Origin of the sequence: Phyllobacterium sp. 0TCS1.6A, assembly GCF_026420825.1 — a bacterium.
Taxonomy (GTDB): domain Bacteria; phylum Pseudomonadota; class Alphaproteobacteria; order Rhizobiales; family Rhizobiaceae; genus Phyllobacterium.
The window spans coordinates 83,813-110,057 of the sequence record NZ_JAPMAB010000012.1 but is presented as its reverse complement, the minus strand read 5'-3'; the positions used below and the strand labels follow the sequence as shown (position 1 = coordinate 110,057).

General features: G+C 59.2%; 18 protein-coding genes. 1 reads left to right on the top strand and 17 read right to left on the bottom strand.

Features of this window, described 5'->3' with window-relative positions:
• Positions 1-252 precede the first annotated feature (252 nt).
• The 4 genes from OSJ75_RS21455 to OSJ75_RS21440 all read right to left on the bottom strand — a co-directional run bounded on the left by OSJ75_RS21455 (position 253) and on the right by OSJ75_RS21440 (position 7,078).
• A complete protein-coding gene (locus tag OSJ75_RS21455) occupies positions 253-1,563 on the bottom strand; it encodes a HAMP domain-containing sensor histidine kinase (RefSeq protein ID WP_267229451.1) in 1,311 nt (436 codons plus the stop codon).
• Positions 1,564-1,662: 99 nt separating this feature from the next.
• Complete coding sequence (locus OSJ75_RS21450) at positions 1,663-4,758, bottom strand: efflux RND transporter permease subunit (protein WP_267229449.1); 3,096 nt, start codon at positions 4,756-4,758, stop codon at positions 1,663-1,665.
• The gene (locus OSJ75_RS21445) at positions 4,755-6,077 is read right to left on the bottom strand and encodes an efflux RND transporter periplasmic adaptor subunit (protein WP_267229448.1); all 1,323 of its coding nucleotides are present in this window, start codon (positions 6,075-6,077) and stop codon (positions 4,755-4,757) included. The genes OSJ75_RS21450 and OSJ75_RS21445 overlap by 4 nt, the downstream gene beginning before the upstream one ends.
• A gap of 128 nt (positions 6,078-6,205) precedes the next feature.
• Positions 6,206-7,078, bottom strand: a complete 873-nt coding sequence (locus OSJ75_RS21440) for a MipA/OmpV family protein (protein ID WP_267229447.1) — start codon at positions 7,076-7,078, stop codon at positions 6,206-6,208.
• A gap of 246 nt (positions 7,079-7,324) precedes the next feature.
• Here OSJ75_RS21440 and OSJ75_RS21435 point away from each other — a divergent pair, with 246 nt between their 5' ends.
• The gene (locus tag OSJ75_RS21435) at positions 7,325-8,047 is read left to right on the top strand and encodes a response regulator transcription factor (protein ID WP_250019346.1); all 723 of its coding nucleotides are present in this window, start codon (positions 7,325-7,327) and stop codon (positions 8,045-8,047) included.
• Between the two features lie 38 nt (positions 8,048-8,085).
• Here OSJ75_RS21435 and OSJ75_RS21430 read toward each other — a convergent pair whose 3' ends face one another.
• The 13 genes from OSJ75_RS21430 to OSJ75_RS21370 all read right to left on the bottom strand — a co-directional run bounded on the left by OSJ75_RS21430 (position 8,086) and on the right by OSJ75_RS21370 (position 26,228).
• Positions 8,086-9,642, bottom strand: coding sequence for a calcium-binding protein (locus tag OSJ75_RS21430; RefSeq protein WP_267229446.1), 1,557 nt, complete (start codon positions 9,640-9,642; stop codon positions 8,086-8,088).
• A gap of 333 nt (positions 9,643-9,975) precedes the next feature.
• Positions 9,976-13,668, bottom strand: coding sequence for a DUF4190 domain-containing protein (locus tag OSJ75_RS21425; RefSeq protein ID WP_267229445.1), 3,693 nt, complete (start codon positions 13,666-13,668; stop codon positions 9,976-9,978).
• Positions 13,669-13,864: 196 nt separating this feature from the next.
• A complete protein-coding gene (locus OSJ75_RS21420) occupies positions 13,865-14,578 on the bottom strand; it encodes a pentapeptide repeat-containing protein (protein ID WP_267229444.1) in 714 nt (237 codons plus the stop codon).
• 80 nt (positions 14,579-14,658) lie between these two features.
• Positions 14,659-15,918: an MFS transporter gene (locus OSJ75_RS21415; protein WP_267229442.1), complete on the bottom strand. Its 1,260-nt coding sequence runs from the start codon at positions 15,916-15,918 to the stop codon at positions 14,659-14,661.
• Positions 15,918-18,059: a TonB-dependent siderophore receptor gene (locus tag OSJ75_RS21410; protein WP_267229441.1), complete on the bottom strand. Its 2,142-nt coding sequence runs from the start codon at positions 18,057-18,059 to the stop codon at positions 15,918-15,920. Before OSJ75_RS21410 ends, OSJ75_RS21415 begins: the two co-directional genes overlap by 1 nt.
• A gap of 194 nt (positions 18,060-18,253) precedes the next feature.
• Entirely contained in the window at positions 18,254-19,096 is an 843-nt protein-coding gene (locus OSJ75_RS21405) for an aldo/keto reductase (RefSeq protein ID WP_267229440.1), read from the bottom strand.
• Positions 19,093-20,664, bottom strand: a complete 1,572-nt coding sequence (locus OSJ75_RS21400; protein ID WP_267229439.1) for an EAL domain-containing protein — start codon at positions 20,662-20,664, stop codon at positions 19,093-19,095. The genes OSJ75_RS21405 and OSJ75_RS21400 overlap by 4 nt, the downstream gene beginning before the upstream one ends.
• 118 nt (positions 20,665-20,782) lie before the next feature.
• Positions 20,783-21,364 (bottom strand): peroxidase-related enzyme, encoded by a 582-nt coding sequence (locus OSJ75_RS21395; RefSeq protein WP_267229438.1) that lies wholly within the window; start codon positions 21,362-21,364, stop codon positions 20,783-20,785.
• A 1-nt stretch (position 21,365) separates the two neighbouring features.
• Positions 21,366-21,860, bottom strand: coding sequence for a CMD domain protein (locus tag OSJ75_RS21390; protein ID WP_267229437.1), 495 nt, complete (start codon positions 21,858-21,860; stop codon positions 21,366-21,368).
• Positions 21,850-23,346 carry an NAD(P)-binding domain-containing protein gene (locus OSJ75_RS21385; RefSeq protein ID WP_267229436.1) on the bottom strand — a complete coding sequence of 499 codons (1,497 nt, stop codon included), beginning with the start codon at positions 23,344-23,346 and terminating at the stop codon, positions 21,850-21,852. The genes OSJ75_RS21390 and OSJ75_RS21385 overlap by 11 nt, the downstream gene beginning before the upstream one ends.
• A gap of 22 nt (positions 23,347-23,368) precedes the next feature.
• On the bottom strand, positions 23,369-24,439 hold the full coding sequence (locus OSJ75_RS21380; protein WP_267229435.1) for an ABC transporter ATP-binding protein: 1,071 nt from the start codon (positions 24,437-24,439) through the stop codon (positions 23,369-23,371).
• Complete coding sequence (locus OSJ75_RS21375) at positions 24,439-25,242, bottom strand: ABC transporter permease (RefSeq protein ID WP_267229434.1); 804 nt, start codon at positions 25,240-25,242, stop codon at positions 24,439-24,441. The genes OSJ75_RS21380 and OSJ75_RS21375 overlap by 1 nt, the downstream gene beginning before the upstream one ends.
• Positions 25,242-26,228: an ABC transporter permease gene (locus OSJ75_RS21370; protein ID WP_267229433.1), complete on the bottom strand. Its 987-nt coding sequence runs from the start codon at positions 26,226-26,228 to the stop codon at positions 25,242-25,244. Before OSJ75_RS21370 ends, OSJ75_RS21375 begins: the two co-directional genes overlap by 1 nt.
• Between the last annotated feature and the right edge of the window lie 17 nt (positions 26,229-26,245).

Sequence of the window (26,245 nt, the reverse complement as noted above, 5' to 3'; positions counted from 1 at the left end):
CAGACGCACGCCCATTCATGGTTACGGTGGAGCCATCGCTCGAGGTTCGTCATCGGGAAACCTGCCAGTTTGCAAATTGGGGCGCCTTGAACGGGAGCCTGTGCCACTGGTTATTCACCGAAAACCCGGCGATATTCGCGAGATTTTGTGTTGATGTGTGTCCGATTGTTTAGATTTGTTTCAATGGCGGCGAAACTTGGATAGCTGCCGCAATGCGGACCCATTTGCACGTCGTCGCCAACGCCGGGCAGCCTATTTCAGTGGAATTTCGATGCGCACGATCAAGCCGTTCGGGCGGTTGTCAGTGAAGGAGAGACGGCCCCTGTGATCCTCGACGATCTCGGCCACGATCGATAGGCCCAGGCCGAAGCCACCGGTAATACCCACGGCCTTGCGCGCCGCGTCCGCCTTGAAGAATGGCTCCGTCACGAGTTCGCGAAGCGCTGGCGCGATGCCTTGTCCATCGTCACAAACTTCGATCAATATCCGGGCATCGTCCGATCTCAGGCGTATGACTACATTGTGCGCAAATTTGATGCCATTGTCACAAAGATTGCTGACCGCTCGCGTTAGAGCTCGCGATTTGCATTGCCCGATAAGCTTGTCGGGGCCTTCATAGGAAACGGACTGCCCCATATCCGAATATTCGTTGCAGATCGTCTGCAGCAAACTGGCGATATCCGTACGTTCCAGGGTTTCGGTGCTGACGGCACTGCTCATGTAGTCGAGCGTCTCCTGGACGAGCGCATCGATATTGTCCAGATCGGACATGATCGGTTGGCTATCGACCTTCAATCTCTCTATGCGAAGCCTCACCCTGGTCAACGGTGTTCGCAAATCATGGCTGACGCTGCGAAGCAGCCGGGTGCGGATCTCGATCATTTTCTTTATTCTGGCGCGCATTTCATTCAGCGCCCGTGCAAGGGCAACCAGCTCAACCGTTCCGCGCTCTTCGAAGACGGGTGCAAGGTAATCGCCTTCCACTTCCTTGAGGCGCGTCGTGATCGATGCAAGCGGCTCTGTCAGCGTTCGCGACGCATAGATGGAGAAAAGGATCAGGAGGGTCACGAATGCCAGGATATAATATGAAAGCGGCCCCACGACGTCGGACGTTACCAAAGTGTCGGGCAAGCCTTTGAAAACGACAGCGAGATCTCCATCGAGGGGAAACACCAGGGCCGGCCGGCCGTCCAGCACGATCTGTCGTCCGCCTGCAGACAAAGGATTATCGGCGGGAAATAGCTTTCCAACGATCCACCGGGCGGATGGGAAGGCAGGGTCGGGTGCAGTTCTGTCCCTCAAGGATTCGGCAGTCACTATCTCAAGCGGCATCCCCGCCTCGGCCGACCATTCGATCAATTTGGGCCGTTCTGCGTTCGGCGCCTTTTGCACCAGCAGGGCTACCGCGGCAGCCTTTGCATTGGTCAGATCTATGTCTTCGACACCCATATAGGCGCGGAATGCGCTCAACCAGTTCCCGACCGTAACCACAAGAATAACGGCGACGAAGATCACCACCATGATTTGCCCGCGCAATGTCTGTGGTATCAGTTTCTGGAACACTGATCGCATTGCTGCCGGCAAACGCTTCCGGGCGTCCGTTGCACGCATATTGTCAATCCCGCTGTGTGTCATGCCACCAACTCGATTTGTATCCAGTAGTTACTGCGTGCGAAAGTCGTCCGGAGCGTTCTTTTGAAGATGATCGCCGCGGCCCGAACCCAACCGAAACACGCGACCGATGCTCTGTGCAGCGTTGGCCACCGACATGTAGAGAGCGGGGACGACAATGAGAGACAGCAGCGTCGATGCCGTCAGTCCGCCGATGACCGCTATGGCCATGGGCGCACGAAACTCGCCGCCTTCTCCCGTTCCAAGCGCGGCGGGGATCATGCCCGCCACCATGGCGACCGTGGTCATGATGATCGGACGGGCGCGATCGCTTGCCGCTCCGATTATCGCCGCCCGGCGTGTCGAGCCTGCAGCCTCTTTCTCGATCGCGAAGTCAACAAGCATGATGGCATTTTTCGTCACGATGCCCATCAGCATAAGGATGCCGATCACGACGGGGAGAGACACTGATGCACCGGTCAGTGTCAATGCCACGACGACTCCACCGATCGACAGCGGAAGCGAAGCAAGTATTGCCAGCGGCGTGAGCAGGCTGCCGAACAGCAGGATGAGCACGACCACGACCAGCAATATGCCCAAGGCCATGGCCGCCGCAAAACTCGTGAATACCTCGTCCTGCGTTTCGGAGTCCCCGGTCGCCTCTATCCGCACCCCGCCAGGCAAGGTTTTCACGGCTGCAAGATCACGAATCAGCGCCAGGCCCTGCCCTGACGACAAGCCATTGGCCATATCGGCGCCTATCTCAATGCGCCGCTCCCGGTCATATCGCTCGATTGTCGCCGCGCTCTGACTGAAGCCAATGTCGGCAATATTGCCGAGATACTCCGTCGCACCGGATGAGGTCGGGATACGCAATGACGAGAGCGTAGCGAGATCGTTGCGACCATTGTCACTCAGCCGTGTCCTGATAGGTATCTGCCGGCTGCCATCATGGAAATTGGTGAGTTCGCTGTCGATGTCACCGGCCGTCGATATCCTTATGGTGCGCGCTATGTCCGCGGCACTGACACCCGCATCGGCCGCGATATCGGACTGGACACTGATGCGCAGCTCTGGCCGCAGTGCCGCCTCGGACGAGGTTGGATCGCGAAATTCAGCCATCGCAGCCATCTCGGTCAATATCCGGCGCGCGGCTTCACCCGCAGCCTCGCCATCCGTACTCAGGACGGCGAATGATATGTCCCGACCGCCACGATTATTGACCAGCTCATAGCGGATATCAGGCACGGAATTCAGTATCTCCGCGACCGTGGCTTGCATTTCATTGGCCGAACGCGAGCGCTCTGCTTTCGGCACGAGGTTTATGGTGACCGCTGCCCTCCTGATTTCCTTGACACCGGACGCGGTGATACCGCCCCGGATAAAAATATTCCTTACCTCCGGCAGAGCCCCGAGACGAGTGGCGATCAACCCGGCTCTTTCCTCCGTTTCGGCGAGTGTCGATCCCGGCGGCAGTTCGATGGAGAGTGCGACACGGCTGGTATCTTCATCGGGCAGAAAGCTGGTCGGCAGCGTGCTGGCAAACCAGACCGAAACAGCGAAGAACATCAGCGTCACCGAGAGCGTCACAGCTCTCTGCGATAGCGTTGTCTCCAACACGTTGCGATACGCCCGGGCGACGGTGCTCTGTCGGACCGGCTTGAGCGGGTGGCTGCGCATGAAATAGGCCGCGAGCACCGGCGTGATCAGGCGGGCAACGAGAAGCGAAAAGAAAACGGCGATAGCGACGGTAAGCCCAAACTGTTTGAAGTACTGCCCAATGACACCGGGCATGAAACCCACTGGCATGAACACCGCGATGATCGTCGCCGAGATCGCGATAACCGCCAGACCGATTTCATCGGAGGCCTCCAGCGCAGCTCGATATGGGCGCTTGCCCATATTCATATGCCTGACGATGTTTTCGATCTCCACGATGGCATCGTCGACCAGAACTCCCGTCACGAGCGTCAATCCGAGCAAGCTCAATATATTGAGCGAGAATCCGAGCATATCCATTACCCAGAACGTCGGAATGGCCGACAGAGGCAGGGTCACCGCAGCGATGACCGTCGCGCGCCAATCGCGCAGGAACAGAAAAACCACGACTACGGCCAACACTGCACCCTCGACCAGCGTGCTCATGGCAGATTCATAATTACCCAGCGTATAGGTCACGCTATCGTCGATGCGGGTGATGATCGCTTGCGGATAGGCCTTGCTCAGCTTTTCGATTTCTTCCGCAATACGTTCCGCAACAACGGCGTCGCTCGCTCCTCTGGTACGGAAAACGGAGAGGCTGACGACATCTTCGCCATTCAAGGTCGCGAAATCCTGCCGCTCCTTGATCGCGTCCGACACCTCGCCGACGTCGGACAGCGCGACGTTTCCGCCGTTTGGAAGATTGATCCTGCTATTGGCCAGCTCGGCCACAGTCCGCGCGGTGCTGTCGACCGTCACTGCGCGATCGCGCCCAGCGAGCTCGACATTGCCACCTGGGAGATCGATTTCGCTCGACGCGATCTCCTGGTCGATCTGCGCCGCACCGATACCTGCAGCGAGCATCCGATCCGGGTCGAGCTGGACCTGCACCTCGCGCTCGACATTGCCCGCCCGTTCGACCTGACCGACACCCGCGACGCTCTGAAGCTTGCGCATCACCACGTCCTCGACAAACCATGACAGCTCCTCGCCCGTCATCGCCGGATCGGCAACGCTATAGGTGACGACCGGCTGGCTGTCCTCGTCGACGCGTACAATCGTCGGCTCATCGATCGTGGGCGGAAGTTTGGACCGTATGGACGATACCGCATCGCGCACATCGGACACTGCACGGTCGATCGGTATCTCCAGCTCGAATTCAACCGTCGTCGTGGATTCTCCGTCGCTTATCGACGAACTGATTTCCTTTACCCCGACCAGCGGTGCAATGGCATCTTCTACAATCCGGGTTATCTGCAATTCCATCTGGGCCGGCGACATGCCTGGCTGTGCAATGGTCAGCTTGACAGTCGGTTCGTCTATGATCGGAAAATAGGTGATGGGCAGCCGCATGAAGCTGGCTATTCCGAGCACCGTCAGCACCACGAACAACAGCAGGGGCGGCAATGGATTGCGAATGGCCCAGGCAGACAGTGCTACTCTCATTGCCGGGCAACCGAACTAACGGTCTCGGCGGATTGCAATTCTGCCGGTGCGCGAAAAGCCGCCTTGACGGGAGTGACCGCATCGCCCTCCTTCAGAAAATTGTCCCCCTTCAAAACGACGGCTTCACCCGAAGCCAGCCCGGAGCTCAATTGAACCAGGCCGTCAGTTCGCAGCGCCACGGTCACCTCCCGCGCCCGTACCTTGCCATCCGCGATGACCTGGACGCGGTACGAGCCATCGGCGCCGACAACGGACGCGTCCGGCACGATCACTCCATGCCTTTGCCTGACGATCACATTTGCTCGCGCAAAGGCTCCGATAGCGATGTCAGGGTGTTCGAATAGTGAAATGCGGATCTGACCCAACCTGTTGCCGGCAGTCAGTTCAGCCGATTTGAGCCTGACCGATCCATCGACGGGAGGTCTGCCGTCGAGAAATTCCACCTGCGCGGCGGCGTTGGTTTGGACAAGGGAAAATTCCCTTTGGGCAATTTCGCCATTCAGTTCCACCTCCCCGTCGCGTGCCAGGGCGAAAAGCGGACCGGTCGATGAGGATGCGATTGCGCCCAGCTGGGCAGGGCGCCGGATGACGACGCCGTCGCTTGGCGCAATGATGCGTGTCTGGTCCAGCCGCAATCTGACATTCTGCCGCTCGGCCTCCGCCAGCTGCCAGTCGGCCTTGGCCAGTTCCAATCCTTGCTCAGCAAGTTCGACCGCCGAGACCGCCCGGATCAGTGCGGTTTCGCTATCTTCGACGGATTGGTTCGATACCGCGCCTTTAGCCTTGAGCCTCGTGCTGCGGTCATGGTTCGATCGGGCCTGTCGTTCGACCGTGCGTGCGTCTTCGACCTGGCTGGTTGCTTGTCTGATTGCCACCTCGGCGCGAGCAAACCTTGCATCGCTTTGCCTCAGTTCGATCTCGATTCTGCTGCTATCCAGGCGTGCGAGCAGCTGGCCGCTCCTGATCCTGTCGCCGACCTCGGCCAGAATCTCCACGATCTTCGCACCATTGTCGCTGTCGAGATCGGCATGAACCAGTACTTCATCCCTTGCCACGATGGTACCGACGACACGAACAGTTTGGGCGAGTTCTCCCGATACCGCCGCGACAACCGTCACGGCAGGCGCCGCACCTTCGGCGGTGGCCGCCGTGCTGTTCGCCGCGACGAAGCAGGCAAGGGCCGACAGCCGAGCCCAGCCGACGATACCGGCCATGATGCCATTCGCCCGGAACAACCGCCCTGACATGTCAGGCTTTGGCAATCCAATGACCCGCAGCGTTGCTTTGTCCGCCCTTGCATCAGAATGGTGTATCGCCATGAATATCTCCTCGTACTGCACCGGACGACATCGTCCTTCGGCCATACTGATGGGGCATTCCCGCCGTCTTGAGCGTGTCATTCTGCTAAGTTTTGTGTGCTGGCAGGCACTGGCGAGCATATGACTGGCTAGAACCGGTATCCCACGAACAAGCCGAATTCCGGTTGTGTCTTCTTCTGTACGATGGGACTGTCGGCGGCATCGCCCAGAAGCAGGCCAACGCCAGCCTTGCCGCGCACGACCCAATTTTCGGAGGCAAGGTAGGTAACGGTCAGCGCAAGATCGGCCCGTTGGAATCCTGCGTTGGCGTCGTATTCCTTGAAGCGTGACTTGGAAGCCTGGTTGGCACTGACGCTGAAATAGGCGTCCATGTAGTTTTCGTCGGCGACGGTGGCAGAGGCGTCAAGTCCGACCACAAATCTTTCGGAAAGCGGCTGCTTCAGCTCGACACCAACTTTGCCCAATAGGCCGTCGCTTCCGCCGATTGTCTTGTTGATCGTTCCGTAGAACTCCGCCGGACCGTACTCCACCGATGCTCTCGCACCGACATTTACCCCGAAGCCGACATCGCCCAACCCTTCAAGGTAGTCGTCATCGCCATCATCCTCGTCGCGGCCGGTGTCATACCCCAGCAGGAGTCCGAGCGTGAACGGCCCATTCTCATAGGCGTCGAGTTCCAGGCCCGTGGGGTCGATGGTGAGGCGGTCGAACAATCTTGCCGAAACGAAGGGAACTGGCGAGATCTCCATCGTGTCGCTGCCCTCAAACGCCGGCTTGTACATGGCTCCACCGCCAACGGTTACTTCCCAATCGTGCAGCCGGGTCCTGATGGGACCGTATCGCGCCGGATCGGGTTGCGTTGGAACAGGAGCGATCTCGCCAGACTCCGTTGGCGTATCAGCTGCCGATGAGACCGATGGATCGAGAGCAACAACAAAAAACGCTGCGCCTGCAAGCGTCAACAGGGCCTGCGTCGACAGATTGACCGGGTAGAGATACATATGGGACTCCAATTGTTCAAACGTCACGCCGAGAGCGCGATCGCGCCCCGGGTTCGACGGTCCCAAGCTGTAATGAGCCTTCGGCCTCCGGCTGTTATTTTATGTTAAGTTCTGTTGCAGCCCGTGGCGGAATAGTGCCCGATCGCCTCTGCCATCTTGGAAACAAAACTTAATGTTTTGAAACATTCATGACTGGTTCTGGCGCTAATGTTTGCGAAGAACGCGCTCCTTGATACGGATACCCACATGCGAAGCACCCGCGAAGGAAATACGATTCTGATCGTCGAGGACGACTACCAGATCGCTAAAATGCTTGCCGACACGCTCACGGAAAATGGAATGCTCGTGGAGATTGCATCTGATGGGGCGGAGATGGACTCGCATCTTGCCAGGAACGAATTCGACCTGATCGTACTGGACGTCATGCTTCCCGGTGAAGACGGTCTCAGCCTGTGCCGCCGCTTGCGGACAGAGACGACTGTTCCGATCCTCATGTTGACTGCGCTCGGTGACGAGATCGATCGAATACTGGGCATCGAAATAGGCGCCGACGATTACATGACCAAACCCTTCAGCGCCCGCGAGGTCACCACGCGCATTCGCGGGCTGCTCCGGCGCGCGTCTTACGCCCCGGTGGGCAGGGAGCGACCGAAATTGTATCGCTTCGAGGGATGGAGGATCGATCCCCTGCGCCGGCAGGTCCATGATCCCAGCAACGCCCGGGTGCCGATGACGACGCACGAGTTCGACCTGCTTCTTGCATTCTGCAAGAACCCCGGGCGGGTATTGACGCGTGAACAACTCCTCGCCGTCTCGCATGCCGGCCTCGCCGGGCCGATCGAACGAAGCGTTGACGTCCATATGAGCCGGTTGAGAAAGAAGTTCGAGAAAGACGCCAAGGACCCGGTCATCTTCAAGACCGTTCGCCTTGGCGGCTATATGTTAACGGCCCCGGTTGAAGAGACCTAGCCCGTTCGGCATGCAAACTCCATCTTGGCGCGAAGGACCTATAGCGTGAAGTCCTGCGCGGATAGACCGGAATCGAGATAGCCGTCGACCTGAACGACCAGATCGGCAATACCGTCGCCGTTGCTGTCACCCTCGACTATCCAGCGGTCGAGATCGGAAGCATCGGGCGTGTCCTGCTGCGCCTGGAATATCCGTAGCTCGCCCGCCAGGTTCGAGAACTCGCTGCCGCCGATAAAGTGGAAAGCCTGGTCACCGGATGCAAGGGCATTGGCATCAAAGCCGCTCACGTCGATCCTGTCTCCCTCGGTCGTGCTGAAATCGGTTATCGTGTCGTTCCCGGTCTGTCCTGCAAGCACCGAGAAATGATCGCTGGTCTGGTCGAAGATGAACGAATCGGCTCCGCCGCTGCCGGTCAGCGTATCAGCGCCAAGCCCGCCTTCGATCAAATTGTCCGAGGCGTTGCCGCCTATGGCATCATCAAACCGGCTGCCAATGAAATGTTCGATATCCATGTAGTAGTCCGGCCCGATATCGGATGGATCGTGGGCCTGGGACCTGTCCAGTGTGTCGAATCCATCACCGCCGGCGATGATGTTGCCGCCGCCATTGCTGACGATGATATCATCGCCTGCCCCGCCCATCAGCGTGTCGTCTTCCGGCCCTCCGACAAGCACGTCATTGCCCGCGCCGCCCCAGATAAAGTCTGACTCGGCGCCACCGTCGATCAGGTCGTTGCCATCACCCCCGCCGATGTAGTCCCGATCGTCGCCGCCGGAGATGAAATCATCACCGTCGCCGCCGCTAAGGTGATCCACCCCAGCACCACCGCCGATCCTGTCGATACCATCGCCACCATTGATGCGATCCCCGCCAGCACCGCCACTGACCGTGTCATCGCCCGCCCCGGCATCGAGGCTGTCAATACCATCGCCACCGGCGAGATTGTCGTTGCCGGCTGCGCCGCTGATCAGATCGTCGCCCGTGCCGCCATCGAGCCAATCGTCACCGTCACCGCCAAGAAGGGAATCATTGCCCTCGCCTGCGCTCATCCGGTCGTTGTCCAACCCGCCTTCAAGCCGGTCATTGCCGATACCTGCACGCAAGATGTCATTCCCGATTCCACCGAGAAGCCTGTCATCGCCGGTGCCGCCATCGAGTGAATCCGCACCCAGGCCGCCGACAAGAGTGTCATCCCCGCCGCCGCCGACCAGACCATCATCGCCATCAAGGCCGGCAAGCACATTCCTGGTCCCGTCGCCAGTCAAGAGATCATCGAATTCCGATCCCACGACATTGGAAATACTCGCCGATATCCGATCGCCCCAGGCATGACCGCCCGCAGCAACATCCAGAAATCCCTCAGGATTCGCGGAGCTCAGATCAATCCTTACGCCCTCGGGAGAAGCGGCATAGCCCACCGTATCGCCTGTGCTTGGACCGATGAGCGTGTCGCCGCCGCCGCGACCCTCGAGATACCAGCCATAGCTGCCTGTCGCGCGAATATCGTCCGCCCTGTCAGTGCCAATGACGACGTTGTAGGCGTCGTTAGTCTTGCCTACTCTGAGAATATCCATCAAGAACCTGTCAATTGGCATATCAACCTCCCCAGTTTGAAAATATTGTTCAACCGATGCCACATTGCTTAGAATATATCCGGTATTCAAATCAAATCTTATGTAATTTTTAATTGCTATAGTATTTCTACAATTTTGAAGTATATTTTGTGACAGGGCGATTTGTCGTTTTCAGTCAGCCTTTTCGCACTATCTCTGAAATTATTTGTCTCACCGAAGAGGCGGGCGGTTGGCAATATGTGCTGTGCCGAAAAGCTGAAAATATATACGCCGGCCCGCTATTTCGGCGGCGGGCCGGCACAAAATGCAGAACCTTGCAATACAAATACTGGTCGATGTCAGGCGCTGGCCCGCCTATGCCTCCAGATGTTCGCGGATATCGTCAAGATCATTGTACTTGTCGGTGCCGCCGAAGATCTCGTTCATCTTGTCGGCGATCTCCTTGCTGAATTTGCCGTCCGGATGGGTCAACTCGTAAAGGCCTGACAGATAGCCGATGATCGAGTCACGCGTGTCGCGGTCGGAATCGTCGCCGGCGGAGGAGTTGATGATCTGCTTCACCCCGTCCTTGGTGAAGATTACCCTGCCATCGTCCAGCAGTTCGATCGACCCGACATCCACGCGATCGACATCCTCCTTGAAGTCGCTGAACGTGCCGGGGATGCCGCCATCGCCGAACAGCGGCAGGCCGGACGGATCGCTCGCGAGACCCAATTCGGTGCGCAGATCATCCAGGTCATTGTGGTCGTCGGATTTGTCGTGAAGCTCAGTGATCTTGTCGATCAGTTCCTGATCCTGGCCGCCATCCCTCTGGACCATGATGTGCAGGTCCTTCAGATAGTCGAAGATATCGGACGCATCCGAGTCGGAAAGGTCCCCATGGTCGTTCTTGTCCAACGCCCATCGCCTGCCATCCTTGACGAAACTGATACTGTTGCTGTTCGTCGGATCGAGTTCGATCGAACCGATATCGACCCGATCGATGTCCTCCTTGAAGTCCGAGAAAGTGCCAGCCTTGCCCTCCCGGCCGAGCAGCGGGGCCTTGGATGTGTCCAGGGCACGTTTCAGATAATCGATATCGTTGTGACGGTCGGATTCATCATGCAGCCTGGTGATCCTGTCGATGATCTCCTGGTCGCGCTTGCCATCCGGGTGCGAGATTTCATAGAGATCGTTCAGGTAGTCGATGATCTTTTGCCGGTCTTTCTCGTCTGCCTCGCCGCCGATGATCGGATCGATGACCTGCTTCACGCCATCCTTGGTGAAGATGACGCGGCCATCCTCGGCCTGCTCGATGGAACCGACGTCTACCCGGTCGATATCCTGCTTGAAGTCGTCGAACGTCCCCGGCTTGCCGTCATCGCCGAAGCGTGGCAGGCCGGACGGATCGGGACTGCCTTCGCCCAGGCCGGAATTGTGATCCTTGTCCCAATCGTCGAACCAGTCCTCGGTTATCCTGCCGTGATCATCGACATAATTGGTGAAGTCCTTGTACTGGTCCGGCCGCGCTTCCCAGACCGGCTTGTCTTCCGGATAGAGGTCATAATAGCGGTTTGTACCGTGATAATAGTTGTAATTGTAACGGGCATGGCTCGTGTAGTTGAGCTTGTCACCCCAGTCATCCTCGGTGACCCCCAGCGTGCTCCAATCATTGAAGTCCTGCCGGAGCTCATCGGCCTTTCGCTCCTGCTTCTGTTTGGCGATAACCCCCGTGACGATCGCGGCAATCGCACCAAAGCCAACACCGGCAATGCCGAGGACTCCGGATGCTATGCCGAGTGCAGAGGCCGTCGCCGGCCCTGCGATCATGCTGGCCAGGCTCGTTCCGGCCATGCCGGCTATGCTTATGCCGCCGAGCAATTGCATTGTCGCAGCCGCATATTCGCTTGGCAGGGCGTCGGGATTGTTGCGCAGCTTGTCGATGGACATGCCGCCCAAGGCAAGATCCAGTACGCCGCCAGTGAAGTCCGCCATGCCGCCGACAGTGCCCAACACGGTGCCGACGAGCCGCAATTTGCTCGGATTGTCGAGGTCGCTCGGGTCCAGCCCCATATTGCCGATGCGATCGTCGACCATTCCCATGATGCTCGCACGGCGGTCGGCATCAAGGTCGTCGAGGATGTTGGAATATCTGGAACCGGACTCCGACGTTGCCGTGGCTACCCGCGAATTGGGATCCTCCATGATGTCGTCGAGACTATCAGCGGAGACCGTAGCCGGGCGACCGCCGGTATCTCCCTCACCCGAGGCAACATCGCTGAAATAATCCTGGAAGTGGCGCGCCCAATCGTCCATCGGCTCACCCATATCGGGTTCCGGCAGAAGGCCGGAGATCGCACTGCGCTGTTCGTCGATCGTATCCAGTTCGATATCGCGGGGCCCGGGAATCGTTATGTCATTGTCGGCGTTTGGAAACCGCTCCAGGTAGATTTCGCGAAGCTGGGTGTTGTTTTCGAGCCCCAGCATTGTCGCCATGCCCGGATTGTCGAACATTTTCCCGAGAGCCTTGGTTGACGCCAGAGCAAGGGCAGGCGTGGTGGCGACGGCGATCAGAAGTCCGCGCGCGGCGCCCATCCGTTCTTCCACGGTGTCGCCCATGTTCTTGTTGAGCGTATAGATCGCAGCCGTTGCTGAAAGAACGCCGCCGATAGCGGGAAGAACTCCGTTCTTCATGCTGGCCTGGAGCAGTGCCGCGGCTCCGTTCCTTACGCCAGTCGGAATATCGGGATTATTGGCCTTGAGCACGGTGGATATGCGCGAGGACACGTCCTTGATGTCAAAGCTGCCCTTGGATTTGAACGAATCCACGATCGAATTGCTGGCGATCTTCACCGCCGCCTTGTAGCTGTCCAGCCCCCGCTTCACGTCATCGGGCAGATCGGCCTTGCCGTCCTTCAAATAGTTCTGCACCGCCTTGTCGGAGAATGCGATGCCGAAGATCGTCGAGAACGTTCCCTGCAGCCCCATCTGCACCTGATCGTTGACGGCTGTCTTGAGCCCCTCGTCGGAATATTCGCCGCTCTCGACGATCTTGCTGATCTCGTCGACCAGCCCCTTGTCGAGGATCTTGCTGCGAATTTCGGTGGCCTTCTCCTTGTCGAGATAGTCCAGGGACTTCAGGTCATTGGCGAACCGCGTCTTGGCGCCATCACTGTCCATGCCCTCGAGCATGTCCATATATTCCTGGCTGCCCATCGTCTTGTAGATATTGTTGACCAGCCCCTTCTTGTCCTCGATCTTGGCGACGGCGTCCTTCATGAGACCATCGACGCCATCGATCACTTCCTCGTTCTGGGATAGTTCGGCGAGCTTCTGCGAGACTTCTTCCTCTTTCAGCAGACCATAGGTACTGGCCTGGTCCATGATGACCGTATTGGGAAGATAGGACGTGCCAGTCGTGCCGAATATCCGCTCGCCCGTCTCGCTCGGGAGATATTCGTACCCGCCGACCAGAGCCGCCTTTGCCTGCAGCAGTTCGTAGTATTGGCGGCGGGGATCCTTGATATCCAGCTCGCCCCATTCCTTCTTCATGTTGTCATGAAACAGTTCTCCCACCGTCTTGCCGTCTTCGGTGGTCTTGGCGTTCATGAAATCGGTGGCCTCGGAATCCGCGACCTTGATGTCGATATTGTTGTCGGTCTTGCTGATCTCTGTTCCCGCGAGCTTGTTTTCGAGCACCGAGAACTTGAAAGGGGTCAAATGCTCCGAAACGGCATAGGTCTTGCCCTCATAATCATAGGTGATGGTGGTGGAATCGACGCGCTTGGGTTTCAGGTTGTTGACCGGCGGCAACGCATCCTTTTCTTCAACGACGGTCCACTTGTTCTCCTTGGCCTTGCTGCGGAAATCGTCCGCCTCGGCCGGGCCGTCGGACTTTTCCTTCAGGATCTGAACATGCGGTTTTCCATCCACGGCAAACAGCAAGGGCTGTTTCGTTTCCGTAGGCGCCGCCTTGTTGGTAGCTCTCGCAACGGCTTTATCGAACTCGTGGGCTGGATTCTCGGTGGATTTGTCAGAAGTCTTGGATGCAATGCCTTGTACGGCCATGTTGTAACCTCCCTCGATCTGAGCGGTCGAGTGTAGTGAATATTTGCTCAATGGCCAAGCAAATACTCAGTTAATGCGGGGCGTAAGCCAACAGCTACTAAACAATTGGATTTAAATGGAAATGCGTATGGCCCGGCATCCGCCGAGATATTTTTTTAACGGGCAGCGTGTGCCAGACCAGCGAAATTCGTCGGTTTCAGTCGTCCGTGCAAGGCCAGCCAGCCGGCATGGTCAAGCCGTCCGGCAGCTGCGTCGCGGGATCGCCGCAGGCAATGTCCAGCTGCGACTGGGTAAGGGCTTTGGCGCCGCTCAGGTCCACGCCTTCGATGCGCGTACGATAGGTGAATGCGCGATCAAAGACCGCGCCATTGACGGAAGCCCCGCTGAGATCGGCGCGTGAGAGATTTGCCAGGGTAAAACGTGCATCCGACAGCTTCGCGTCGGTAAAATCCGCCCGCCCGAGCTCAGCCTTGTCGAAGTTCGCACCGTTGAGGCTGGCGGCTTTAAAGATGCCGCGTTGCAGCTCGGCGATCGTAAAGGAAGCCTTGTCTGCCTTGACGGTGGAGAAATTCGACCGGTAGGCCTCGATCCTGGCGAAATTCGCTCCCTCGGCCATGGAACCGGCAAGCGATGCGCGGATCAGCACCGATTTTTCGAAGTTCGCCCCTGTCAGATTGGAACCGGCCAGATCCGTTCCGCTGAGGTCGGTATGGAAAAGAGCGCCGCCGCTGAGGTCGCTACTGGGGATAATGATGCTCTTCTTGCTGCATTCGCTCCAGTCGATGCCGGCGGCAGGTTGCCTCGAGCATTCTCCCGCGAGCGCCCCGGATGCCGATGCGGCTGCAATGATCGCGCCCGCCCCAAGGAGCCCCGTTCGCAACAACCGCCCTGATCCCCTGAATGGCCCCATGACTTCCTCCATCTCGTATCTGATAAGCTGGGAAGCCGTTCGGCGTTTATCAATGATCGGTGCGGAAAATTTCGTGCCTGTCAGACGATCCCCTGGGCTTCGCCGCGCTCACCGGCCGGAGAAGCCTCGCTCTTCTGTCGCATCATGAAATAGATAATCGGTGCGGACAGAAGGGCGACGAGGGCAGAAACAGAAAAGAACGCGGTATAGCCGAGATGCTGCGCGACCCAGCCGGCACCCACGCCGCCCGCCATGCTCACCAGGCCATCCATACATTGGAAGATGGTGAAGTCCACGCCCGCCTGCTTCGGGTCGGACCAGCCCATGAACTGGGCATAGAGCGCCACGAAACCCAGTGCCATGATGCCGGATGAACTTGCCATCGCTACGGTGATGACCAAGGTCCTGGACAGTCCCGGATGAATGCTGAAATAGGCAAAGGCAGCGAGAAGCGCTGTCTGGACCAGAATGGAGAGAACCAGAACTGGTCCCGCACCCCATATCCGAACCAGAAAACCACCCAGCAGCGCGCCGCCGAGGCCTATCATCATGCTGCCGAGCCCGTTGAGGATGCCCAGCGTCGCAAGATCGAAGCCATAATCGATGAGGAACGGACCCATCATCGACATGCCCCATTTTTGTGCGGCGACGAAGACGGCAGCAATGACCAGCCCCCTGATGATTTCGGGCCGGCGCAAGGCCGCCTTCAAAGAGGGCAGGTGTTGACGCGTTTCGACCTGCGAGCGCGTCGCCGGACCGAAAATGAACGGCACCCCGAGCAGGACGACGAGCATTGCCATGCCATAGGTCGCATAGGCCCAGCCGAGCTTTGCCACGAGCACCAGAAACAGGCCGGCCCCAATGGCCGAACCGAGATAGGAGCCACCGACCTGCGCGGCATTGCCCCAGCCATGATGTTCCTTCGCCAATGCTTCGACGGCGTAGCCATCGCAGGCGATATCGACCGTAGAGGTGACGAAAGCGATGAAAGTCAGCACGATAATGACCGGCAGCAAGGGCGATGGCCCGGTCAGGCCGATCGCTGCCAATCCGGCCGCACAGAGCAGTCCGCCGACCAGCACGATCAGCCGCGAGCGGTTGCGGCCGACCGGGGGCAAGCGAAATCGCTCTACCTGCGGGGCCCAAAGGAATTTGAGCGCCCATGGCAGGACGGTGAGATATAGCAGCCCTATCTGGTCCAGCGGCAAACCCTGCTCTCGCAGCACCGCAGGCAGGCCGAGCATCGTCAGACCGCCGATCACGCTCTGTGCAACATAGAGGCCGCCCACCGCGATGAAGACCGCCAGGGGCGACGGTGCCGATATCCCCGCGCTGGCCATCAGAAGCGATACCGCATGCTGGCGATGACCTTGCGGCCTTCATCATAATAGCAGAAGCCGCTCGTGCAGACCTGCTTGACCTCATTCAGCAGATTGGTTGCATTGATCTGCAGACGCACGTTCTCGAATGACGGGTTGAGCTTGCCGAAATCATACCGCAGCGACGCGTCGACGAAGGTGCGCGCCTTGTTGTCGAGAACCGGAGTATTCACATTGTCGCCGAAGCTCGACCCCACATAGCGTATGCCGGCGCCGACACCGAGGCCTTCGAGCGGCCCCGACTGCACCTCGTAATCGGCCCAGATAGAGAACATGTGATAGGGCGACGAGTTGAGCGTCTTGCCGACAGTTTGCGGTGTCAGCTTGGTGATTTCGACATCATTGTAGGAATAGGCCGCGATCAGGCTCAGCCCATTGTCCAGCGATGCGGTCGCCTCGAGTTCGACGCCTCTTGAGCGCAGGTCGAGCTGGGTCAAAAGATTATCGCCGGACGATGTCTCGTAAACCGAGGCATTTTCCTGTTCGATGTTGAACACGGATGCGGTGAGCAGCACATTCGTATCCGGCACCGCATATTTCACACCTACCTCGACCTGTTCTCCGAGTGTCGGGCGTGCCTGCTGGGCCACGCCGCCGACATTCTGGATCACTCCGGGATTGGCGACGAAAGAGGTTCCATAGCTGACATAGGGCATGATGCCATAGGAGGTCACATAGCCGAGAGAGAAGCGCGCTGTGGTTTCGCTGTCGTCGCGTTCATATTCGGTGTCGCCACCCGGCGAAAAGGCGCTATCCACCCAATCATGGCGGACCCCGGCCGACAACCTCCAGGCGCCATATTCGATCCGATCCTGGGCATAGATGCCGATACTGCGCTGCCGCTGTGCCTCGTAATAATCGATCTCGGGCACATAGGTGAAATCATCGGTAAATGGATCGGCGCCCGTACCTTGCTCCGCGGTATATTTCATGTAGCTGTAATCGACGCCGGTAATGAGCTCATGCTGCGCCGCGCCGGTCTCGAATTCCGTCTTCAGATATGTATCGGTGGCGAGGCCCCTGTTATCTTCATAGCTTAGCCCAGGAAACTGCTCGAACACCCATTCCTGCCGCATCGAAACGTCCGAATAGCGCAGCTTGTGGTGCAGCGTCACGGAATCGCTGAGCCGTTGGTCCAGCTCATAGCCGATACGCCACTGCTTCTGCGTGAAATCATTAAACCGCGCATCGCCGCCATAGACCGGTGTCGCTCCGGTGGAGGTGCCGTCCGGACCGTAATTATTTATGTATCCCCAGGTCCCGCCGGTCGTACTGTCCATATACTCGCCGAGCACGGTAAATTTCGTGTCGTCGCTCGGCTGCCAGGTGATGGCGGGAGCGATGTACAGACGGTCGTCCTTGATGGCGTCGATCTCGTTGCGCCCATCGCGCGCCACACCCGTCAGCCGGTAGAGCAGCGTGTTCTCGGCATCGAGCGGGCCGGAGAAATCGAACGCGCCCTGCACCCTTCCGTAGGAGCCGTATTGCAGTTCCACTTCGCGCAGCCTCTCCTCGGTCGGCCGCTTCGAAATGATGTCGACGATGCCGCCCGAACTGCTGGCACCGTAGATCGAGGCCGAGGGTCCACGCAGCAGCGTTATCGCCTCGACGCCATAGGGCTCGAGACGAAACAGGCCGTTCGGGCTGCTGATCTGGCGCAGTCCGTCGCGGAATATCCCGGTATAGGTCAGGTCGATGCCGCGGACCTTGAACGCGTCGAACCGGGGCTCGGCACCATATTGGCCGCCCCTGGAGCCGGCGCTGTAGTTCAGCGCTTCGACGAGGTTTTGCGGCTTGATATCCTGCAACTGCTTTTGTGAAATCGTCGACATGGATTGCGCGGTTTCCGCGACGGGCGCGTCAGACTTCGTTGCCGTGCGATTGGATTTGGCGACATAGCCTTCGGTTCCGACAATGCCCTTGGCGCCCTCTTTCGCGCCCTCCAGGACGATCGTATCCAGGACGATGGAATTGCTGCCCGCCTGTGCGTTCGGCCGGCTCTGCGCCTGTACGTTTTCGCTTCCCAGCACCAGCAGCAGTCCCGCAATCCCCGTCGATGCGTACCAGCCAGCACGGCGCACATGCCATTTTGTCATGCTCATTTCGCTTCTCGTCAATTTGGCGCGATGCGCCCCCCGATCCAAATGTTGATGAATCAACTCATGTTTGTTAGGGGAATGCTGCAACAGATGCAACTCTGCGCGTGCATAAGTTGCATATCGTCCTCAGGACAGATCAGCTGAGCGCTGAATCATCCGGGTGTTCGAGGATTTAGCCTTGGCGGGACAGTGAAATTCTAGAGCATTTCCAGCGGGGTTTTTCGGCGTGGCGGCGGAAAGGCCGCATCGAGCAATTCAAGATGCTGGGCGGAAAGCGCTATTTCGGCCGCCAACCGGTTTTCCCGAACATGTTTCGGATTGCCGGATTTAGGAATGGCGATGACGCCGCCCCGCGCTATCACCCATGCCAGCGCGACCGTTGCAGCGGTGACTTCAAGTTCAGCGGCGATGTCGATCAATGTCTTCTGGTCGAGGAGGCGGCCTTGCTCTATGGGAGAATAGGCCATGATCGGAATAGACCTCGCCTGGCACCAGGGGACAAGCTCATGTTCGGGGCCCCGGCGCCGGAGATTATAGAGTATCTGGTTGGCGGCGACCTTTTGCCCCGCAGCCTGCCCGGTCAATTCCTCGATGTCCTCCATGTCGAAATTGCTGACGCCCCACTCGCCTATCTTGCCGGCGGCACGCAATTCCTCGAACGCTTCGACAGTTTCATCCAGCCTGTAGCCGCCGCGCCAGTGCAAGAGGTAAAGGTCGATCCGGTCGGTGCCAAGCCGTGCCAGGCTCTGTTCGCAGGCCCGAATGGTTCCATGTCTCGAAGCATTCGACGGCAGAACCTTGCTGACGAGGAAAACATTGTCCCGCCTGCCGCGGATAGCCTCGCCGACGACCTCTTCGGCCCGCCCGCTCGCATACATTTCGGCGGTGTCGATGAGGGTCATGCCAAGGTCGATACCGAGCCTCAGCGCTTCGACTTCCGCGCTGCGCGCCTGCCGGGACTCGCCCATATACCATGTGCCCTGGCCAAGGACCGGCAGGGCTGTTCCTGAGGGCAATGAGGTTGTGGGCATGGCTTTCATGGCGTTTCCTGCCTCCCTGGCGATCTTTGGTCGAGCATTGCGATCAGTTCAGCGGCCGTGACAGGGTGCCCGAACAGCCACCCCTGCCCCTGAACGGTTGGAACCATGGGTGCAAAATATTGCCGTTGAGCGGCCGTTTCCACCCCCTCGACGATGATCGAGAGCCCATGGACCTTGGCCATGTCGACGATCTGTGGGACGATCGAGCGGGTAACGGAACTCGTCCCGATGGTCTGGGTGAAGGATTTGTCGATCTTTATGCCATCGACATTCAACATTCCAAGATAACCGAGGCTCGAATACCCGGTTCCAAAGTCGTCGAGCAAAATCTTGTGTCCGCGCGATTTCAATTGCTCGATCGCCCCCCGTGCAGCGCTGGAATCCGCCGTCGAACGTTCGGTTATTTCAAGCGCGATCTGGCGCGGATCAACCCCTGCCTTCCGCAGGCGGTCGGTCAAAAGGACGTTGAAATCACGGTTGAAGAGATCGTCCGCCGCGATGTTGATGCTGATGCGAAAATCCGGATGGGCGCCAATATGCCGGCCGAGGCTAGCAAGCACCTGGTCGACCACGGCAAGTGTCAGCTGGTTGATCAGGCCGGCCTTCTCCGCCACCGGCACGAATACTTCCGGCGATATGTCTTCGCCATTCTCCCGCCAGCGCACCAGCGCTTCCGCGCCGGTCATCCGTCCCGTGGCTATTTCGACGATCGGCTGGTATTCGACGGTCAGGCTGTTGCGTGCGATGGCGCGGGACAAACGTGATCTCATGCCGGATCGCGTCTTGCGGTAGAGGAAATATATCAGGCCGAGTGCGCCGCCGAGCAGGCCGCAAAGGATGATGATGACGATCGTTACCGGTCGGGCGGCGGCCTGGAGTTTAGCCACATCCGCTTCGACGGCTACGCAGGCCTGCTCGCTGCACATGTTCCTGTAGAGGATGTCGCCCTTGCGCCCTGGTCCGGCAATCGGCAGGTCGATCGTCGCCGGGAGATCATGACCGCCAAAGAGTTTTATCGCCTTCTTGTCCCCGGCGGTATGATAGAGCACCGCCGCCCGGAAAGCAGGATCGTCGAATCCGTCAACGGCTGCAGGGTCGAGAACGACATTGCCGCTTCCCGATTCGATGACCGGCGCGGTGGACATCGATATTGCAAGGTCCATGCGGGGGTAGACACGCTTGCCATCGGCGGTACGAAGATCGGTCGGCGGCAGCGACTTCAGCGATTTGGCCTTGCCGAAAACTGCCGAACAGTGAAATGCGCCGTCCCGGACCCGGCCTATGTCCTTCAGGTATTTCGTCTCGAAAAGGATGTTGCGGAGATATCTGATTTCCTCATCCGAGCAGAACTCGAACGGCGAGTTGTTCACCGCGGCCAGCAGCACGTCCGCCTCGCGGAACACCGTCACGGCTCGATCGAGCACCTGTGTCGTGTATGTGGCCATCTCGCCACGGTCGCGCGACACGGCGACCAGATGGCTGATCCAGGTGCCGATGGCGCCGCCCGCGACGATCAGGAGCACGACCAGGAGCGTATTCAGCCAGAAGCGGGCTCGATATCGCGACATACTTGTTTCCGTCGAGTGATGGCGCGATGGGCATCGCTCCCGCGGCGTCTCGCTATCATATCACGCGCCGACGGCGAGATACTAACGTGACAATGGTAAAATATTTCCAGCGCTTCGTTCAGCCGCCCCTGACGGGCTCGCCAAGCGTGTGCATCAACCTGTTAGCCCAGCCGAAGATCGCGACAGCGTGAATAAGGTCGAGTATTTCGAGGTCGGAAAGGCCGACTTCGCGCAGATGATAGAATTGATAGACGCCGACCTTGTCGGGATTGGCCGTCAACTCGACGCCAAAATCGAATATTGCCTGATATTTCTCCGGCAGATCGGCCTTGACGCCGCGCGCATAGATCTCCTCGATGATCTCCGGCAGCGTGTCATTGGCGATGAAGCGGTTCGCATGGACGGAAGCGCAGTAGACGCAGCGATTGACGATCGAGGCGGCAAGCGCGCCAAGCTCGCGTCCGCCACGCGACAGGCCGCCTTCGCTGTACATGATGTCGTTGAATAGCGGCGTACGCTCGGCCAGCGCCTCGGCCTCCTGCGCCAGGACGAGGACATAGGCCGAGATTTTACGGTTCGAGGGTGTCACCTTCAGCGCTTCGAGCTGTTGAGGCGTAGCGCTGTCCAGATCCACCGGCGTGACGTAAGGGTCCCATCCGAGCGTATCCAGGGTGAATTCGTGCACGACTTCCTTGGCCATATCAATTGTCCCTCAACATGCGCAGACCCGCGGTCACGAGTATCTGGTAGTTCACGAGTGCTATGAGATTGGCCAGTGTCACGATGTCACGATCGTCAAGCCCGGCCGCATAGAGCCGCTCGATATCGGCGCGAGTGGCGTCCTTCGGCCGGAGCGTGACGAGATCGACGTGGCGGATGATCGCTTCCAGCCTCGCCGTCAATCCCTCAGGACGAAGTTTCGGATCACCTATGGCGCCTTCCACTCCGTCGGGCGCTTCCTGGCCCAGAAGCTGGTCATAATGTTCCGCGAGCTCGCGTGAATTCCACAGGCGGGCCATGCGCGCCGCCAGGGCTGCCCGCATCGCATTGGACAGGTTGCGGGGATCCGATGGCTTCAGCGCCGCCTGATAGCTCGTCTGCGTCCGATGCTTCAATTCCGCCCGCTGCTCGCGCAGCTGAAACAGATCGGAGCCCTGCGACAGCCCGAGGACTTCATCGATAACGTCATTTGCCATTCCGGCCTCCCGCATATGTGCGTCTTGCTTCATCCGGCCCGTCCGATGGCGCGTCCGCATCGGTCCACTCGGAGCCATCCAGTTCAGGCTTCTCATAGGCGAGGAGATTGCGCCAATGAACATCTATGTCTTCGATGAACACCCCCGCGGCGATACCCTGGGCGAGCCATTGCCCGCCTTCGCTGATCGCCGGTATGTCGCCGCTGACCTTGCCGATGCTCAGCGTCGCACCATAGTTGAAGCAGTGGATATCCTTGAGCCAGGGTGCGCGGCCCGGAGCTTTTTCCGTGAAGGAGAAATCGCGATTGAGCCATGGAAAGCGTGCCAGGTCCGCATTCGCCTCGTCCGCCGGCGGCGTGTAATGATCCGCCCAGGTCGATATTTCCTGCGCATAGGGTTCGAGCTCACGCCGGCTGAACGTATCGACGGTGAAGCCCGTGCCTAAAATGATGTGATCTGTCCGGAATTCGCGTCCATTGACGGTGCGAACCAGCAGCTCGTCGCCCTCGATCGCCACAGTCTCGATAGCGCAATCGAAATGGAAGAACGCGTTGTCATGCCTGCTGACCCGCAAGGTGGAATTGTGCGGTGCCGGCGTCTGCTGCTTGAACGAGTAGTCCATGATCCGCCAGCGCCATTCCGGGCTGATTTCGGCAAAACCAGCCGTAACGCCATAGGAGCCGATGCCCATCAATTTGTTGATCGTCGGCATTGATTTGCGTCGCGCCAGAAGCCGGACTTCCTTCGCGCCATGCTCCAGCGCCTCGGCTGCATTGTCGACTGCCGAAGCGCCGACGCCGACGACGATGACCCTCTTGCCGGCGAGCGATGCGAAGTCGATCATGTCAGAGGAATGCGACCACGCATGCCGTGGAAGCGAAGACATGAAGGCCGGGATCGTGGGCCGGCCGAGCCCTTCGCGGCCCATGGCCAGCACGACCTTGCGCGTCATGATTGCCGGCTTCGCACCACCCGCAACCTCGAGCTCGAACAAGCCGTCTTCCTGCGGCCTGATCCGTGTTACATCGACGTCGTTCTCCACCGGCAGGTTCAGGACGTCGCGGTACCAGCGCAGATAGTCCATCCACATCGGCCGGGGTATCCGGAACAATGCGTCCCATTCCGCTCGGCCGAACTGGGCGGTGAACCAGGCGCGGAAGGTCAGGGAAGCCATGCCATAGGCCGGGCCGACGAGTTGCTTTGGCGAGCGCAGGGTTTCCATGCGCCCATAGGTCATCCATGGCCCCTCGCGTCCGGCGGGGTTCCTGTCCAGGATGCGGACATTCGAAATGCCGGCATTATAGAGAGCGAATGCTGCAACGAGCCCGCACATCCCGGCCCCGATGATCGTGACGTCGGCAGCCCTGTTTCCGGCAGCGTCGGATTTCACCGGCACCCAGTTTGCCGGCGGATAGTTGAGATATTCAAGGTCCTCGCGCACGCGTGCGTTGAGCGCATCCAGACCTGTTGCATCCTGTTTCAGCATTGTAGCATCGTCCCTTCGCAGATCACGCTACGAGTGCGACGGCGTGCGTCTCGTCAAAGCTCACCCAGATCGGCCCCGGCGCGAACCCATCGGATTTGAGCGGATCCACCAGTGCATGGACGATGCGCCCCTGCGGCAGTCTTATGGTCAGCGAGCTATGATTGCCCTTGAATATCTCCTGCACCAGTTCGCCTTCGATGGCGTTGTCGCCGGCCGGCTTCACTGCCGAGCAAACGATTGCCTCGGGACGAACCGCAAGATCGACCGTATCGCCGACACCGGGCTTTCGAGCCGCGGTGCGGGCGCGCAATCTGTCGCCATCTGCATCGATGACGGCGACGTCCCCGGCAATTTCGAGTACTTTCCCCGGAAAAAAGTTGGTTTCGCCGATAAAATTGGCGACGAAGCGGCTCTCCGGCCGCCGATACAGCGTATGTGGGTCGCCCATCTGCTCGATACGGCCATTGTTCATGATCACGATCTTGTCGGACATGGTGAGGGCCTCCTCCTGGTCATGCGTGACGAAGATGAAGGTCTTGCCGGTCCGTTCCTGGATGGACTTCAGCTCGATCTGCATCTGCTGGCGCAGTTTGGCATCGAGCGCACTGAGCGGCTCGTCGAGCAGCAGTACGTCGGGATCCGGTGCGAGCGCTCGCATCAGGGCGACGCGCTGGCGTTGCCCTCCAGACAATTGGGCAGGCATGCGGTCGCTGAAGCCTTCGAGGCGGACGAGTTCCAGCAGTTCCGTCACGCGCTTGTGGATGCGGTCCGACGCCATGCCCTTCAGCTCCAGGCCGAAGGCGATGTTCTTGCCGACCGTCATATGCGGGAACAGCGCGTAATCCTGGAAGACGATGTTCACATTACGCCTGTTGGGCGGCAGGGACGTGACGTCCTTGCCGCTCAGGATGATCCGGCCGGAGGTCGGCGTCTCGAACCCGCCCAGCATCCGCAGCGTCGTCGACTTGCCGCAACCGGACGGCCCGAGCAGCGTGACGAACTTTCCCGCTTCGATCTCCAGATCGAGCTTGTCCACCGCCGGCACTGCGCCATAGGTCTTGGTTACGTTGTCGAAATGTACGATAGGCTGCATCAGCTGATCCTTGATCGGCGGGTAAGACGCTCGGCATAAAGCCCGACAGCGGCGGTAACGATAACGACGAGTGTCGCCATGGCATTGATCTCGGGCGACATTCCGCCCTGCACCTTGGCGAAGATGAGCATGGGCAGCGTCGGCCTGTAGCCTCCGAGGAAGAAGGTCCGGACGAAATCGTCAATGCTCGTCAACGCGCAGAAGATCATGCCGCCGACCAGAGCCGGTCCAAGGAAGGGCAACGTGACGCGGCAGAAGGCAATGAAACTGTCCGCGCCGAGATCGCGCGCCGCATCGACAAGATTGGCTGGCATGGTGCGCAGGCGGGTCAGCACCATGATCACGACGAATGGAACGGCGTGAACCGTGTGACCCATGATGATCGCCGCCGTGCCCGTCTGCATGTCGAGGACGCTGACGAATATGCGCAGCGAGATCGCCGAGATCATGCCGGGAACCACCGCTGGAAGACAGGCCAGGGCGAACAGCAACGCTTTGCCCCAGATGCCTTCGGCCGAGATGAGCATCGATATCCAGACGCCGATGATCGTCGCGAAACAGGTCGTGGCAAAGGCGATGAAGAGCGAATAAACGAAGGCGGAGAGGAATTGCTGGTCCTGCACGACTTTCGCGTACCAGTCGAGGGTCCAGTTGCTTATGGGGAATGCGATGAATGTCGCATCCTTGAAGCTCATGGCGAACATCAGCAGCAGCGGACCGAGCAGATAGATGACGAATGCCCAATAGAAGCCCGTCAACATGGTGCGCGGTGCGTCCGCAAGCAGGAAGGATTTATTGCTCATCACATGAACCTCGTGGAGCGCGAACCGCCGACGATGCGCATGAACAGACCCGCGATCGCCAGGGCGGCGACCAGCATGATCATGGAGAAGGCAGCGCCAACCGGCCATTTGTCACTGGCACCATGGAAGAAGGCGGAGATGATCTCCGGAAAGATCACGGTCCCCGGACCGCCAAGCAGCAGCGGTGATGCGAAGACGCCGACACAGGTCAGGAAGACGAGGCTGCAGCCGGAAACGATGCCGTCTTTCGACAGGGGCAGGATGATCCGGCGAAACCGGGTCAGCGGCCCGGCTCCAAGATCTGCCGCGGCATCGACGAGATGGCTCGGTATCTTCTCGATCGCCGCATAAAGCGGTAGCAGCATGAAGAGCGCTATCAGATAGAGCACGCCGAAGCTCAATGAGAAATAATTGTACAGCAATGGAATCGGGCGATCGATCAAGCCGAGCTCCCGCATCAGGACATTTGCCGCGCCCCTGTTGGCGAGGAGCATGATCACCGAAAACGTCCGGATCAGTTCTCCCGCCCAGAACGGCACCAGCAACAGCAGCAGGGCCTTGGTCCGCTGGCGCGGATCGACCACCTTCGCGACATAATAGGCGACGGGGTAGACGATGACCAACGCGGCCAGCGTAACGCAGGCCGAGAAGATCAGGCTGCGGACAAACGGGACGAAATAGACCGAATCGGCAAAGAATATCTGGTAATTGGCCCAGGTATAGGCTCCGGAGCTTCCTGCCGGGATCGGGAATTGTTGGAGGAAGCTTATGCGCGCGAGCTGGAAGATCGGGCCGATGTGAAAGACGACGATCCACAGCAGCGGAACCGCCAACAGCATCGCCAGCCGCCCGGCCCGGCTTTGTGCGAGCATGCCTATGCTGAAACGATAGGCGCTCGACCCGGCAAGCCGGCCAATCCATCCGCTATAGCGCGGTGCGTTCCCGGTCGGCCCACCGGAGCGGGCCGGGTTATCTCGATCATTCATGCCAACCTGTCTCCGCT

Coding starts and splice junctions, on each gene's coding strand:
- OSJ75_RS21450 (WP_267229449.1), bottom strand. CDS start 4,758: ATGAGAGTAGCACTGTCTGCCTGGGCCATTCGCAATCCATTGCCGCCC.
- OSJ75_RS21445 (WP_267229448.1), bottom strand. CDS start 6,077: ATGGCGATACACCATTCTGATGCAAGGGCGGACAAAGCAACGCTGCGG.
- OSJ75_RS21440 (WP_267229447.1), bottom strand. CDS start 7,078: ATGTATCTCTACCCGGTCAATCTGTCGACGCAGGCCCTGTTGACGCTT.
- OSJ75_RS21435 (WP_250019346.1), top strand. CDS start 7,325: ATGCGAAGCACCCGCGAAGGAAATACGATTCTGATCGTCGAGGACGAC.
- OSJ75_RS21430 (WP_267229446.1), bottom strand. CDS start 9,642: ATGCCAATTGACAGGTTCTTGATGGATATTCTCAGAGTAGGCAAGACT.
- OSJ75_RS21425 (WP_267229445.1), bottom strand. CDS start 13,668: ATGGCCGTACAAGGCATTGCATCCAAGACTTCTGACAAATCCACCGAG.
- OSJ75_RS21420 (WP_267229444.1), bottom strand. CDS start 14,578: ATGGGGCCATTCAGGGGATCAGGGCGGTTGTTGCGAACGGGGCTCCTT.
- OSJ75_RS21415 (WP_267229442.1), bottom strand. CDS start 15,918: ATGGCCAGCGCGGGGATATCGGCACCGTCGCCCCTGGCGGTCTTCATC.
- OSJ75_RS21410 (WP_267229441.1), bottom strand. CDS start 18,059: ATGAGCATGACAAAATGGCATGTGCGCCGTGCTGGCTGGTACGCATCG.
- OSJ75_RS21405 (WP_267229440.1), bottom strand. CDS start 19,096: ATGAAAGCCATGCCCACAACCTCATTGCCCTCAGGAACAGCCCTGCCG.
- OSJ75_RS21400 (WP_267229439.1), bottom strand. CDS start 20,664: ATGTCGCGATATCGAGCCCGCTTCTGGCTGAATACGCTCCTGGTCGTG.
- OSJ75_RS21395 (WP_267229438.1), bottom strand. CDS start 21,364: ATGGCCAAGGAAGTCGTGCACGAATTCACCCTGGATACGCTCGGATGG.
- OSJ75_RS21390 (WP_267229437.1), bottom strand. CDS start 21,860: ATGGCAAATGACGTTATCGATGAAGTCCTCGGGCTGTCGCAGGGCTCC.
- OSJ75_RS21385 (WP_267229436.1), bottom strand. CDS start 23,346: ATGCTGAAACAGGATGCAACAGGTCTGGATGCGCTCAACGCACGCGTG.
- OSJ75_RS21380 (WP_267229435.1), bottom strand. CDS start 24,439: ATGCAGCCTATCGTACATTTCGACAACGTAACCAAGACCTATGGCGCA.
- OSJ75_RS21375 (WP_267229434.1), bottom strand. CDS start 25,242: ATGAGCAATAAATCCTTCCTGCTTGCGGACGCACCGCGCACCATGTTG.
- OSJ75_RS21370 (WP_267229433.1), bottom strand. CDS start 26,228: ATGAATGATCGAGATAACCCGGCCCGCTCCGGTGGGCCGACCGGGAAC.